Raw genomic sequence first — 12,879 nt, forward strand, 5'->3', positions numbered from 1 at the left:
CACTACCCTAGACCTCAGTTATCCCTCAGCCTGCTCCATTCATACAATAAGCCGAACAGCGAATACAATCGATTTAATTCGACGCCCAAAGTAATGTCCTCCGCCCCATATGCATGTTCAGGGTCTTGGTCTCGGTGTAGTCCTCGACCGCATGACGGCCCAGTTCACGGCCAAGGCCAGACTGGCGATAACCGCCGAACGGCAGCTCCGCTGCGCCGTCCATGAACGTGTTCATCCAGATGGTCCCGGCACGCACCCGGCGGCCAACGGTCAGACACGTATCGAAATCGCGGCTCCACACGCCTGCCGACAGGCCGTAGTCGATGGAATTGGCAATCCGGATGGCGTCTTCCATCGTCTCGAATGTTAGCACGGAAAGCACAGGACCAAACACTTCTTCACGCGCCACCGCCATATCCGGCTGCACCGCCGAAAGAATGGTCGGGCTCATATACTGCCCGAGGCCCAAATCAAGCGGTGCACCGCCATGCGACAGCGCCGCACCGGCGGTTTCGGCATTGCGCACGTAGGTATCAATCTTGGCCAGATGTTCCGGGGTGATGATCGCGCCGACCTTGGTTTCAGGGTTGAGCGGGTCACCCACTTTCACCTTGGCGGAAAGCTCCGCAACGCGGCGCGTTACTTCATCAGCAATGTCGCGATGCACGATCAGCCGCGAACCGGCATTGCAGCATTCGCCCGCGTTGAAATAGGCGCCGAACACCGCCGCATCAATGAAATCATCGAGATTGGCATCCGGGAAAACAATCTGCGGGTTTTTGCCGCCAAGCTCGAGCGAGACCTTTTTCAGCGTCTGGGCAGCATTGGCCATCGTCAGCTTGCCGACAAGGGTCGAGCCCGTGAACGAGACCATATCGACATCCGGATGGGTGGTCATCGGCGCGCCGACTTCCGCGCCCGTACCGGCAAGGATATTGACGACACCGGCGGGAACACCGGCTTCCATCAGGATTTCGCCGAGAACGAGCGTGGACCCCGAGGTCAGTTCTGACGGTTTTACAACAGCCGTGCAACCAGCCGCCAGGGCAAAGGGCAGTTTCTGGCTGACGATCAGGAACGGAAAGTTCCACGGCGTGATAATGGAGATGACGCCGATCGCCTCGCGCAGAACCACGCCCAGCGTGCCGTCGCCCAGCGTGTTGTAGCTTTCCCCGTGCAGATCGCGGCCAAGCGCGGCGGCATAGCGCCAGATATCGACCGCACCACTCAGCTCGCCCTTGGCCTGCGAAATTGGTTTGCCGGATTCGATGCAGTCGAGATAGGCAAGTTCGTCGGAACGGGCAGCAATCAGATCGGCGGCCTTGAGCAGGATATTCGAGCGCTCGGCACCGGTCATGCGCGACCAGGGACCGTTGTCGAAGGCATTGCGGGCGGCATGGATGGCGCGCTCCGCGTCGGCTTTCGTGCCTGCCTGATAGCGCGAGACCACGACACCATGGCCGGGGCTCTTGCGCTCGATCACGCCGCCTTGCGCCCCATTGGTCCATTTGCCGTCGATCAGCATCTGGAATTCGCGCACCTTGAAATTATCGAGCGCCTGTGGCCGCATCAGAACCGTCATTACCATTCTCCCTTGAACACGGGCTCACGCTTTTCGGCAAAGGCCGAAACACCTTCTTTCAGGTCCGCTGTTTTGGCGACGAGGATCGAGCCGAGGGCTTCGACCGCCGTGCCATTGTCTTCGCCGTTAGCCGACGCAATCATCAGTTTCGCCACTTCCTCCGCAGCCGGGCCGCGCCTGGCGATCCGCTCGGCATAGGCCTGCGCCGCGGTGACGGCAGCGCCGGTTTCCACGACGTGATCGACGATCCCAAGCGAGGCCGCTTCAGTCGCGCTGAAGGTTTCGCCGCCCAGCGCCATGCGGCGCACGGCCTGCGCACCAAACCGGCGGACAAGCCGCTGCGTTCCCGACCAGCCTGGCACCATGCCGAGGCCGGTCTCCGGCAGACCGATGCGGATATGCGTCTCGGCAATGCGGATATCGGCAGCAGCCGCCAGCTCCAGCCCGCCGCCCAGCGCATGACCGTTGAGCGCGGCGATCAACGGCACGCGCAACGTCGCCAGACGCTCGAAGACGCGGTGCCCGAAGCGGACCCAGGCATGGCCGAATTCATTCGGCGTCATCGCCGCCCAGGCCTTGATATCGCCGCCTGCGGAAAAGGCCTTGCCGGCGCCGGTGAGGATGGCGGCGCGAATATCGGCATTGGCCTCCAATTCGTCACACGCGGCGGAGAGTTCCTTCAACATATCGATGTCAAAAGCATTGAGTTTTTCCGGGCGCGACACGGTGATGGTTGCGACAGGCCCGTTAACGTCAACCGTAATGCGGGGCTCAGCCATGGAGCGTCCTTTCCGGTTTCTGCGGCAGCTTCAGGCCGAACGGTCCTTCGGCAAAGAGCTCTGCTGCCATCAGTTTCAGATCGCCGGCAACGATCAGCGGGAATTCCGACTGATCGAGAATCTGGGTCTGGAGATCGACACCCGGCGCGATCTCGGTCAGCACGATGCCTTCCGGGCGAAGGACCATGACGCAGCGCTCGGTGACATAGGTGATGTCCTGCCCCTGTTCCACGGCGCGGCGGCCAGAGAAGGTGACGTGCTCGACTTCGTTGACCAGCTTCTGCAGCTTGCCTTCCCTTTCGATGACCAGCCTGCCATCGGCCACATGCACCTTGGCACCGGCATTGAACATGCCGGAGAAGACGATCTTGCGGGCCCGCGCGGTGATATCGACGAAACCGCCGGCACCGGCCGTCACATGCGGGCGGAAGCTGAGCTTGGACACGTTGACGGAGCCGGACTTGTCGATCTCGAGGAAGGACAATAGCGAGGCATCAAAGCCCGCCCCCTGGAAGTAGGTGAACTGATGCGGCGACGGCACGAAGGCCTCGGCGTTGGAGGCGCAGCCGAAGGCAAAGTCGAGAAGCGGGATGCCGCCGACCGGCCCCTGTTCGATCACCCACGTCACCGCGCCATGCAGGCCCTCTTCGAGCAGGATGCGCGGGACATTGGCGGAAATGCCGAAACCGAGATTGACCGCGCTGCCTGCCTCAAGCTCCGTCGCGACACGGCGGGCAATCACCTTCTGGATATTGAAATCCGGCAGAGCGAAATCGTCAAGCGGATGGAAGATCTCACCTGAGATGGCCGGGTCGTAAACGGTCTGTGTTGTCTGCTTCTGGTCGGGGTCGACGACGACATAATCAACCAGAATGCCGGGAACGCGCACGTCATGCGGTTTGAGCGAACCGCTCTTGGTGATGCGCTTGACCTGCGCAATGACGATGCCGCCATTGTTGCGCGCGGCCAAAGCCTGATCGAAGCCGCCGAGGTATGCGCCTTCATGTTCATAGGTCAGGTTGCCGCGCTCATCGGCCGTGGTCGCACGGATGATGGCGACTTGCGGGATGACCGGCTTGAAGAACAGCCATTCCTCCCCGTCGAACTCGATCTTGCGGACCACCGGCTCGCGGGCGGCCGAAGCGTTCATGGCGCAACCCTGGCGGTCCGGGTCGACGAATGTATCGAGCCCGACCTTGGTCAGAACGCCCGGACGCTTGGCCGCCGCCTCGCGGTGCATGTCGAACAGGATGCCGGAGGGAATATTGTAGGCGGCCACTTCGTCATTGCCGATCATCTGCCAGATCAGCGGCGGTTCGGCACTCGATGGCCCGGAGGGATAGGAACCGCCGAGAATGCGCTTGAGCAGCCCCTTCCTGGCGATGTAATCGATGCCTTTGATGCCGCTCATGTCACCCGCCGCAATGGGATGCAGCGTGGTCAGATCGCGCGGATGGCCCGTCGCATCGAAACGCGCGCCGATGGCTTTCAGCATCAGATCGGGACAGCCAAGGCCGCTTGACGACGAGACGGAAACAATCGCTGCGTCGGGGATGAGGTTTGCCGCCTCTTCAGGGGTTATGTGCTTGCTCATGCTTGAACGCCGTTTTCTTCAAAGACCCGGATTGATTGTCTGCGCGGTGCCGGTGCGGGCGGCCTCGGTGACCGCAAGGCCGGCGGCAAGCGACCAGACGCCATCTTCGCCGGTTGCCGGCGGCTGCCCCTTGCCGAGGATGGCCGCGTGGAACTTGGCAATGCCGGTTTCATAGAGGTTCCTGTGGTCGAGCTTCAGCTCGGTCTCGCCCTCCGCATTGCGCAGGGTGACGGTGCCGACTGGCTTCTGTGTCATGACATTGCGGCCGACGAGCGAGCCTTCGGAGCCGTGCACCTCAAAGCCGGTTTCGGCATATTTCGTGGTGAAGCCATCATGGAACTGGGCAATCAGCCCCGACTTGAAGCGCATGACGCCCATGACGCCATCGGCAAGGCCTGCCTTGCCAAGACCACCGACCTGGCTGGCGGCAACCGCCTCGACGGGATCGTCGCCCAGCACATAGCGCAGGGTATCCGTGTCATGCACGGTGATATCCAGGATGACACCGCCCCCGGCTTCCGGCTTGTCGAGCCGCCAGCCCTGCAGGTGCGGCGGCAGATAGACCGCGTGAAAAACCCGGGCGGCGAGCGGCGTACCGATCCGGCCGGCGGCAATGGCATCGCGCATGGCTGTGTGGCTGGCGGCATTGCGCAGATGATGATTGGTGCCAAGCACCACGCCGGCCGCGCAGCAGGCGTCAACCATGGCTCGCGCATCCGCCAGACTCATGGCCAGCGGCTTCTCGCAGAGCACATGTTTTCCGGCAGCCGCGGCAGCGAGCACCTGATCCCTGTGCAGTTCATTGGTTGTTGAAATGTAGACCGCATCAACGTCCTGATCGTTGACCAGCGCGTCAAGGGATGTAACGGATTTGGCAATACCATGACCGTCAGCATATGTCCGGCCACGCTCGGCATTCGTGCTCATGACGGAAACAATCTCGCCGCCTTCGGCACGGATCGCGTCGATCACCCATTCATGCGCAATCGTGCTCGCGCCGATCAATCCCCACCGCGTCATGCCATTTCCTCCAGATGATTGTTCCTGACCGGCGCACCACAGCTCTGCCGCACCACAAGGCGCACGGATGTCACCAGCGATTCCTGTTCATTGCCGCCGGCATTGATCTGCTTGAGCAGCAGCTGCGCCGCGCGCTGGCCCATGCCCTGCGGATCGACCGAAACGGTCGTCAGCGCCGGGACGGCGGTCTTGGCCTCGATCACGTCGTCGAAACCGATCACGCCAAACCCCTTGCCGGGCTCGATGCCGACGGTCCGCAAACCATCGCAGACACCGAAGGCCACCGCATCGTTGAGGCACAGCGCCGCCGTTGCCCGATCAGCGAGCAGCATCATCCGCTCGACCGCGGCAACACCGCCGGCACGGGACGGGGCGGAATGCACGATCAGTGCTTCATCAGCAGCAATGCCCGCTTCCTGCAGGGCATCGCGATAGCCGCGCAGCCGCTCGGCAAAAACAGCCGTATCGAGAAAGCCGCCCATGAAGCCGATACGCGTGTGGCCGAGGGAAACCAGATGGCGCACAGCGGCCTTCGCGCCGGTATAATTGTCGGAAAGCAGGGTGGAGACCTTGGCGCCGGACAGATTGCGCACCACGACGACAACCGGAATACCGCTGTCGATCAGGGGCTTGAGATCAGCCGCTTCCGTGCCGCGCGCCGGTGACAGGATCAGCCCGGCAATGCCGTTTTCCCGCATGGATGCGATGACTTCGCGCTGGCGGTCAACGCTCTCGCCGCTATGAGCAAGAAACTGCACGTAGCCAGCCGACTGAACGACCATGTCCATGCCGACGGCGAGTTCGGCGAAGAAACTGTTGGTGAGGTCATTGACCACGATGCCGACGATCTTCGAGCGCGCCTGCCGCAGGTTGGCCGCACCGCGATTATAGACATAGCCGAGATCGGCAATGACGCTGTTGACCTTTTCGCGGGTCTTTTCATTGACCAGGGGACTGCCCTGCAGAACCAGGGACACGGTAGACTTCGACACGCCGGCGGCATGCGCAATATCCACAACGGTTGTCCGGCTTCGGCTCACGGTCTTCCTCCACAGTCAGATAGTGGATATAATTGGAACGTTCCAAATATGTCAAGCAGGAAAAATCAGAGGCGATCACTGTGCGACACCGGAATGACCGGAAAGCCATGATTACAGTGAAGTTTTGCTCATTTTCACTCTCTCGATCGGTGATTTTCTATTTTGTGACTGCGCAAAGCCTTGGATTTTTCCCTCTTGTTTTTTGGAACGTTCCAAATTACAAAGCCCTCACATGACCGGGAGCGCCAAGATGAGCCTAGTTCTGAACCTGCCCGCCGCCGACGGCACACTTTCAGCCTACCGCCTTTCGGGCGAACCAACGGCACGGCCGGATGCTCCGCCATCCTTCAGCCGTATCGCCTATGCGGCCGCCCATGTGGTGTCCGACCCGCGCCGGGACAGCGCCCCCTGGGGAGCGCCCGCCATCGACTGGGATGCCACGATGGCCTTTCGCCATCACCTCTGGTCACTCGGATTCAAGATCGCCGAAGCCATGGACACCGCCCAGCGCGGCATGGGCCTGGACTGGGCCGGTGCGCAGGAACTGATCCGCCGTTCGCTCGCCGAGGCTCGTAGCGTGCCGGGCGCGGACCTTGCCTGCGGTGCCGGGACCGACCAGCTGGCGCCGGAAAACACCCGCAGCCTCGCAGATGTCATCGCCGCCTATGAAACACAGATCGGCTTTGTCGAGGCTGAGGGCGGCCGGGCCGTGATGATGGCCAGCCGGGCACTGGCCAGTGCGGCAAAATCCCCGGATGACTACCGTGCCGTCTATGGCGAGATCCTGCGCCAGACCCGCAACAAGGTCGTCCTGCACTGGCTTGGCGACATGTTCGATCCGCAGCTTGCCGGTTACTGGGGCTCCCACGACTTCGAACATGCCCTGGAAACCGTGCTTGCCATCATCGATGACAACAGGGACAAAGTCGAAGGCATCAAGATTTCGCTGCTCGACAACACAAGGGAGATTGCACTGCGCAACCGGCTGCCCGAGGGCGTCCTGTGCTTCACCGGCGACGATTTCAACTATGCCGAACTGATCGAGGGCGACGGCGCACGGTACAGCCATGCCCTGCTCGGCATTTTCGACGCGGTCGCGCCGCAGGCCTCCAAAGCGCTGGCGCTGCTGGCAAAGGGCGAGACGACGGCCTTTCGCGCCGTGATCGAACCGACCGTGCCGCTGTCCCGCAAAATCTTCGAAGCCCCGACGCAGTATTACAAGGCAGGGGTGGTTTTTCTGGCCTGGCTCAATGGTCACCAGAGCCATTTCACCATGCCCGCCGGCATGCAATCGGCACGCGGCATCGTTCACTATGCCGATATTTTCCGGCTTGCCGATCAGGCTGATGTTCTCGACAGGCCGGACCTTGCCGCACACCGCATGAAGAGCCTGCTTCAACTCTACGGTCTCTGACAGCCGGCTTCTGCTTGAGCCCTCTTGATCCCGCGAGCGGGCCGGGCGATTGTCCGTGCCGACTCGCTCCATCATTCGGGATTCCCCATGAAGCTGCTTTATCAGACCCACTCGCCCTACGCCCGCAAGATACTGGTCGCCATGCACGAAATCGGTCTGGCGGACAGGGTCGAGGTCATTCACCACGAGACCAGCCCGACCCGGCGCAATGAGGCGGTCTATGCGCTCAACCCGCTGGGAAAGGTCCCGGTGCTGATCGGCGAGGACGGCTTTGCGCTCTTCGATTCAGTTGCCATCGCGGACTATCTCAGCACCCTCCCCGGTGGCTCCATACTCATACCGTCAGGCGGGAATGCACGCTGGGAAACACTGCGCCTGCAGGCGGCGGCGCAGGGCATTGCCGATTCCGGCATCGTGGTGCGCTGGGAAACCGAGCGGCGGCCGGAGCCTTTGCGCTGGCCGGCCATGCGCGATGCCCAGTTGCAGAAAATCATCGCGGCTTGCGATTTTGCCGAGAACGAAGCATCCCTCGAAGGCCTGCCGCGCATCGGCGAGATCGCCTTGGCGACAACGCTCGACTGGATCGCGTTTCGCAACGTCTATCCGTTTGCCGAGGGACGCCCGCGCCTTGCCGCATGGTATGCCGGCTATTGCCAGCGTCCGTCGATGCAGGCGACCGCCTTTTCCGGCGAAACGCACGATTGAGACGGCGGTGAAACACCGTCTCCTCCAGGCCAATGCGGCGAGCGGTAGCCTGCGCCGTTGAATCCGATAGCTATTTGCACAAGCATCCAGTATTGAATAATCCGTGGTGATTTGGCCGGCCGGCTTGCAGCCACGTTAAAAAACTCGCTAAAGGGCCGCGTGCGGACCGGAAGCGATCTATTGGCTTTTTTTGGTGACCGTGATGCCTATCAAGATTCCTGATAAACTGCCCGCTTTCGACACTTTGGTCAGCGAAGGCGTACGCGTGATGACGGAAGCCGTGGCTATCCGTCAGGATATCCGCCCGCTCCAGATCGGGCTGCTGAACCTGATGCCCAACAAGATCAAGACAGAATTACAGATCGCGCGCCTGCTTGGCGCTTCGCCGCTGCAGATCGAACTTTCACTGGTGACCGTCGGCAGCTACAAGCCGAAGAATACGCCCGAAGACCATCTCAGCGCCTTTTATGAAACGTGGGAAAAGGCGCAGCATCGCACGTTCGACGGTTTCATCATTACCGGAACCCCCGTCGAGACAATCCCGTTCGAGGATGTCAGCTATTGGCCGGAAATGCGCGATATTCTGGAATGGACGCAAACCAACGTCCATTCGACGATGAACGTCTGCTGGGGCGCGATGGCGGCGCTTCATCATTTCCACGGCGTGCCGAAGCATCCGCTTGGCGAAAAAGCATTCGGTGTCTACCGCCAGAGAATCCTGAAGACAGCGTCGCCCTATCTCAACGGCTTTTCCGACGATTTCAGCATTCCGGTATCACGCTGGGCCGAAGTGCGGCCGGCGGACATTCTTGCGCGGCCGGAACTGACGCTGCTGGCGCATTCGGAGGAGAAGGGAGCCTGCATTGTCGAAGATCCGCGATACCGCCGCCTTTATGTGCTCGACCATCTCGAATATGATTCCAGTTCCCTGGCCGATGAGTATTTCCGCGATGTTCAGGCGGGGGTGCCGATCAACCTGCCGTTCAACTATTTCCCCGATGACGACACATCGAGGCCGCCGCCCAATCGCTGGCGCTCGCATGCGCATCTGCTTCTGTCCAACTGGATAAACGAGATTTATCAGACGACGCCCTTCGATATCGGTTCAATCGGAAAATCCAGATAGACGAACGAAGGGCCAGCCCGGCTGCCGGCTTCTACTGCGATGGGCGCTGGACGGTTTGGGCCATGAAGGTTTCGAGGGCTTCAGCCTGGGCGTCGGTGACATGCAGGCCGATCTTGGTGCGCCGCCACAACACGTCCTGTGCGGTCATCGCCCATTCCTGCGCGATGAGGTAGCGCACCTCCGCCGCATAAAGATCCCAGCCAAAATGCTGGCCGAGATCGGCGGATGCGGCCGCCGTGCCCAGGAGCACCCAGGCCCGCGTGCCGTAGAGCCGTACGAGCCGGTAGGCATGGCGCGGCTCGAGGAAGGGATAATCGGCTTTGAGCCGCTGCAGCTGCGCCGCAAAGCCGTCGGCCGGGAAATCCCCGCCCGGCAGCGTGCCGGTCGCCGTCCATGGCTTGCCCCTGGCCCCGAGTTTTTCCTCGATCTTCTCCAGCATGTGCTCCGCCAGCCGCCGGTAGGTGGTGATCTTGCCGCCGAAAATGTTCATCAGCGGCGCCAGACCCTCCGGCGCATCGCTTTTCAGCACATAGTCGCGCGTTGCCTCCTGCGCCTTCGAGGCCCCGTCATCATAGAGCGGGCGCACCCCCGAATAGCTCCACACCACATCGGCGCGCTGCACCGGCGCGGCAAAATATTCGCTGGCCGCCGCGCACAGATAATCGGTCTCCGCAGCGGTGATCGCCACCTTGGCCGGATCGCCGTGATAATCCTGGTCCGTCGTGCCGATCAGCGTGAATTCCTGCTCATAGGGAATGGCAAAGATGATGCGCCCGTCGGTGTTCTGGAAGAAATAGGCGCGCGGATCGTCGAACTTCTTGCGCACCACGATGTGGCTGCCCTGCACCAGGCGCACATTGTGCGCCGTCTTCAGCCCGGCCACGCCGGTCAGGACCTCGTCCACCCAGGGACCGGCCGCATTGACCACGAGCCGCGCCCGCACCGTCTCCACCGCCCCCGTCAGGGTATCCTCAACCTGCAGCGTCCAGCCATCGGCATCGCGCCGCGCCGCCGTCACCTTGCTGCGGGTGCGGATCAGCGCGCCGCGGTCGGCCGCATCGCGCGCATTGAGCGCCACCAGCCGCGCATCATTGACCCAGCAGTCGGAATATTCGAATGCCCGCGTATAGAGCGACTTCAGCGGCCTGGCCGCCGCATCGCGCGTCATGTCGAGCGTGCGCGTCGCCGGCAGCTTCCTGCGCCCGCCAATGTGATCGTAGAGGAACAGGCCCAGCCGCAGCAGCCAGGCCGGGCGCAGCCCCGCATGGTGCGGCAGCACGAAGCGCAGCGGCCAGATGATGTGCGGCGCCGCCGCCCACAGCACCTCGCGCTCCATCAGCGCCTCGCGCACCAGGCGGAACTCGTAATATTCCAGATAGCGCAGCCCGCCATGGATCAGCTTGGTGGAGGCCGACGAGGTGCCGCTGGCCAGGTCGTTCATCTCGGCCAGACACACGCTGTAGCCGCGCCCCGCCGCATCGCGGGCAATGCCGCAGCCATTGATGCCGCCGCCAATCACGAAAATGTCGTAGATCCCGTCCTGTGCCACCGCTCATCTCCCTGTCCGCAACCATCGCCCGTGCCAATACAGCACCACCGCGAAACAAATACGAAACCAAAAGGAAATATAACGCGCATCAATCCCACCGGCAAGCGGCGATTCAACGGGATGTTTCGATCAGCCGCACATCCGCATCCACGCAAATCGCACGGATGATCTCGCTGTCGCAGCGGTCGGTGATGAAGGTGTTGACCTGCGACAGGTGACCAATGCGCACCGGAGCCGTCCGCTCGAACTTGGTGGAATCGGAAACCAGTATCACGTGCCGTGCATTGGCCATGATGGCCTGCGCCACCTTGACCTCGCGGAAGTCGAAGTCGAGCAACGCGCCGTCATGGTCGATTGCCGACGTGCCGATGACGGCAAAATCCACCTTGAACTGGCGGATGAAGTCCACGGCGGCTTCACCGACAATGCCGCCATCCGAACCGCGCACCACGCCGCCGGCAATGACCACCTCAATGTCGGGATAAACCCGCAAATGGTTGGCGACATTGATATTATTGGTGATGACCATCAGGCCTTTACGGCCCAGCAACGCCTGACCGACCGCTTCCGTGGTGGTGCCGATATTGACGAAAAGCGAGGCATTGTCGGGAATGAGGCCGGCAGCAGCCTGACCGATCGCCTCCTTTTCACTCGCCGCGATCAAACGCCGGGCCTCATATTCCAAGTTCTGGATGCCCGAAGGATACAGCGCGCCGCCATGGATTCGGTTCAGCAGCCGCTGATCGCACAGATCGTTCAAATCCTTGCGGATGGTCTGTGGCGTCACACTGAAATGCGCGGCGAGATCATCCACGAGCACGCGGCCGTGGAGCTTGGCCATTTCGAGGATTTCAACGTGCCGCGGCGGAAGGAACATGGGATAGACTTTCGCTTTCGTTTTTCTGAATACTATACGAAAATGAAAATGAATGCATGTCAATTGGCAAATAAGCGAAGTTGGCAGGCAATTGTGATTTCCAATGGGCCAGATCACGCGGCTGCCATCGTCGCAGGTTGAAGATGCCCAGGGCTCGCGTCATATCCTCCCGCAAATATTCCGGCCGCGATGTCGGGAGTGTTTTTTCCCGTTCGTCCTTGCGATAATCTTCGGCACGCCGTGCCAAATCATAGGAGGACATGATGATGGAAAAAACCGGACCGACAACAATTTCGGCCAAGGCACACTGGGCGGGGTGGATTCTCAGCGGTCTTGTCATCCTGTTCCTGGTGTTTGACTTCAGCATCAAACTGGTGCCGCTCGATATCGTGCTCAAGTCGATGACCGAGCTGGGCTATCCCGACAGTGTCGGCATGGCGCGCGGGCTGGGGATTCTGCTCTTCGTCTGCACGGTGCTTTACGCCGTGCCACAGACCTCGATTCTGGGTGCCATCCTGCTGACAGGCTATCTCGGCGGCGCTATTGCAACCCAGCTTCGGATCGGCAATCCCCTGTTCAGCCATCTGCTGTTCGGCGTCTATCTCGGGCTTATGGCCTGGGGCGGGCTATACCTGCGTGATCCGCGCCTGCGTGCCTGCATACCGTTCCGGGCGGCGGATGGCCAGGTGTGAGCCAAGGCATCGATCCGGCCGCCAAGGGCACGAAAACCGGCATTGAAATTTCCGCGCAATCTGCAAGGTTTGGCGCGGCAGGAAACCCGGGAGGACATGGATTTGGCCATCACATTCCGTATCGATCCTTTCCCGTCCAATGACGAGATGAATGCTCTGTGGGAATGGGCCTGGGATGATTTTGTCCGGAAGGACTTTTCCGTCATTCTGGCACGCAGCCTTGCCCATGTGGGTGCCTATGACGGGCAGCGCCTGATCGGATTCGTCAACGTGGCATGGGATGGCGGTATACACGCCTTTCTCCTGGATACCTGCGTGCACCCCAAATTCCGGCGGCAGGGTATCGCCACGCGGCTGGTCAAAGAGGCGGAAAATCTGGCGCGCGATCGCGGCGCCTTCTGGCTGCATGTGGACTTCGAAGCCCGCCTCACCGGATTCTACCGGGCCTGCGGCTTCACAATGACGGGAGCCGGACTGATCAAGCTGCAGCCTTGATCCGGC

13 protein-coding genes and 1 riboswitch are annotated in these 12,879 nt (G+C 61.4%); of the genes, 5 read left to right on the plus strand and 8 right to left on the minus strand.

The window, feature by feature from the left end; translation table 11 throughout:
* Positions 1 to 73: 73 nt before the first annotated feature.
* The 5 genes from C5750_RS10985 to C5750_RS11005 are packed head-to-tail and all read right to left on the minus strand — an operon-like array spanning position 74 to position 6,015.
* Positions 74 to 1,582, minus strand: a complete 1,509-nt coding sequence (locus C5750_RS10985) for an aldehyde dehydrogenase family protein (protein ID WP_105733956.1) — start codon at positions 1,580 to 1,582, stop codon at positions 74 to 76.
* Positions 1,582 to 2,361: an enoyl-CoA hydratase/isomerase family protein gene (locus C5750_RS10990; protein WP_105733957.1), complete on the minus strand. Its 780-nt coding sequence runs from the start codon at positions 2,359 to 2,361 to the stop codon at positions 1,582 to 1,584. Before C5750_RS10990 ends, C5750_RS10985 begins: the two co-directional genes overlap by 1 nt.
* Positions 2,354 to 3,955, minus strand: a complete 1,602-nt coding sequence (locus tag C5750_RS10995) for an acyl CoA:acetate/3-ketoacid CoA transferase (RefSeq protein WP_105733958.1) — start codon at positions 3,953 to 3,955, stop codon at positions 2,354 to 2,356. The genes C5750_RS10990 and C5750_RS10995 overlap by 8 nt, the downstream gene beginning before the upstream one ends.
* 18 nt (positions 3,956 to 3,973) lie before the next feature.
* Complete coding sequence (locus C5750_RS11000; protein WP_105733959.1) at positions 3,974 to 4,975, minus strand: Gfo/Idh/MocA family protein; 1,002 nt, start codon at positions 4,973 to 4,975, stop codon at positions 3,974 to 3,976.
* Positions 4,972 to 6,015: a LacI family DNA-binding transcriptional regulator gene (locus C5750_RS11005; RefSeq protein ID WP_105733960.1), complete on the minus strand. Its 1,044-nt coding sequence runs from the start codon at positions 6,013 to 6,015 to the stop codon at positions 4,972 to 4,974. Before C5750_RS11005 ends, C5750_RS11000 begins: the two co-directional genes overlap by 4 nt.
* Before the next feature lie 250 nt (positions 6,016 to 6,265).
* Here C5750_RS11005 and C5750_RS11010 point away from each other — a divergent pair, with 250 nt between their 5' ends.
* The 3 genes from C5750_RS11010 (at position 6,266) to C5750_RS11020 (ending at position 9,260) form a co-directional block, all read left to right on the plus strand.
* Positions 6,266 to 7,429, plus strand: coding sequence for a dihydrodipicolinate synthase family protein (locus tag C5750_RS11010; RefSeq protein WP_105734587.1), 1,164 nt, complete (start codon positions 6,266 to 6,268; stop codon positions 7,427 to 7,429).
* A gap of 87 nt (positions 7,430 to 7,516) precedes the next feature.
* Positions 7,517 to 8,134 (plus strand): glutathione S-transferase family protein, encoded by a 618-nt coding sequence (locus tag C5750_RS11015; protein ID WP_105733961.1) that lies wholly within the window; start codon positions 7,517 to 7,519, stop codon positions 8,132 to 8,134.
* 93 nt (positions 8,135 to 8,227) lie between these two features.
* Positions 8,228 to 8,305, plus strand: a riboswitch (SAM riboswitch).
* Positions 8,306 to 8,336: 31 nt separating this feature from the next.
* Positions 8,337 to 9,260: a homoserine O-succinyltransferase gene (locus C5750_RS11020; RefSeq protein ID WP_105733962.1), complete on the plus strand. Its 924-nt coding sequence runs from the start codon at positions 8,337 to 8,339 to the stop codon at positions 9,258 to 9,260.
* Between the two features lie 31 nt (positions 9,261 to 9,291).
* Here C5750_RS11020 and glpD read toward each other — a convergent pair whose 3' ends face one another.
* The 3 genes from glpD to C5750_RS26370 form a co-directional block, all read right to left on the minus strand.
* Positions 9,292 to 10,809 (minus strand): glycerol-3-phosphate dehydrogenase, encoded by a 1,518-nt coding sequence (gene glpD / locus C5750_RS11025; RefSeq protein WP_105733963.1) that lies wholly within the window; start codon positions 10,807 to 10,809, stop codon positions 9,292 to 9,294.
* Positions 10,810 to 10,921: 112 nt separating this feature from the next.
* A complete protein-coding gene (locus tag C5750_RS11030) occupies positions 10,922 to 11,686 on the minus strand; it encodes a DeoR/GlpR family DNA-binding transcription regulator (RefSeq protein WP_105733964.1) in 765 nt (254 codons plus the stop codon).
* Positions 11,661 to 11,948: a hypothetical protein gene (locus tag C5750_RS26370; RefSeq protein WP_130502077.1), complete on the minus strand. Its 288-nt coding sequence runs from the start codon at positions 11,946 to 11,948 to the stop codon at positions 11,661 to 11,663. The genes C5750_RS11030 and C5750_RS26370 overlap by 26 nt, the downstream gene beginning before the upstream one ends.
* On the opposite strand from C5750_RS26370, the gene C5750_RS11035 reads away from it, so the two are divergent.
* The gene (locus tag C5750_RS11035; RefSeq protein ID WP_105733965.1) at positions 11,947 to 12,378 is read left to right on the plus strand and encodes a DoxX family protein; all 432 of its coding nucleotides are present in this window, start codon (positions 11,947 to 11,949) and stop codon (positions 12,376 to 12,378) included. The two genes, C5750_RS26370 and C5750_RS11035, sit on opposite strands and share 2 nt — an antisense overlap.
* A 96-nt stretch (positions 12,379 to 12,474) precedes the next feature.
* Complete coding sequence (locus tag C5750_RS11040) at positions 12,475 to 12,873, plus strand: GNAT family N-acetyltransferase (protein WP_105734588.1); 399 nt, start codon at positions 12,475 to 12,477, stop codon at positions 12,871 to 12,873.
* The last annotated feature ends 6 nt before the right edge of the window (positions 12,874 to 12,879 follow it).

This window comes from Phyllobacterium myrsinacearum, assembly GCF_002980555.1.
In the GTDB taxonomy this organism is placed as follows: domain Bacteria; phylum Pseudomonadota; class Alphaproteobacteria; order Rhizobiales; family Rhizobiaceae; genus Phyllobacterium; species Phyllobacterium myrsinacearum.

Coding starts and splice junctions, on each gene's coding strand:
- C5750_RS26370 (WP_130502077.1), bottom strand. CDS start 11,948: ATGTCCTCCTATGATTTGGCACGGCGTGCCGAAGATTATCGCAAGGAC.
- C5750_RS11040 (WP_105734588.1), top strand. CDS start 12,475: ATGGATTTGGCCATCACATTCCGTATCGATCCTTTCCCGTCCAATGAC.
- C5750_RS10985 (WP_105733956.1), bottom strand. CDS start 1,582: ATGACGGTTCTGATGCGGCCACAGGCGCTCGATAATTTCAAGGTGCGC.
- C5750_RS11020 (WP_105733962.1), top strand. CDS start 8,337: ATGCCTATCAAGATTCCTGATAAACTGCCCGCTTTCGACACTTTGGTC.
- C5750_RS10995 (WP_105733958.1), bottom strand. CDS start 3,955: ATGAGCAAGCACATAACCCCTGAAGAGGCGGCAAACCTCATCCCCGAC.
- C5750_RS11015 (WP_105733961.1), top strand. CDS start 7,517: ATGAAGCTGCTTTATCAGACCCACTCGCCCTACGCCCGCAAGATACTG.
- C5750_RS11010 (WP_105734587.1), top strand. CDS start 6,266: ATGAGCCTAGTTCTGAACCTGCCCGCCGCCGACGGCACACTTTCAGCC.
- C5750_RS10990 (WP_105733957.1), bottom strand. CDS start 2,361: ATGGCTGAGCCCCGCATTACGGTTGACGTTAACGGGCCTGTCGCAACC.
- C5750_RS11000 (WP_105733959.1), bottom strand. CDS start 4,975: ATGACGCGGTGGGGATTGATCGGCGCGAGCACGATTGCGCATGAATGG.
- C5750_RS11035 (WP_105733965.1), top strand. CDS start 11,947: ATGATGATGGAAAAAACCGGACCGACAACAATTTCGGCCAAGGCACAC.
- C5750_RS11030 (WP_105733964.1), bottom strand. CDS start 11,686: ATGTTCCTTCCGCCGCGGCACGTTGAAATCCTCGAAATGGCCAAGCTC.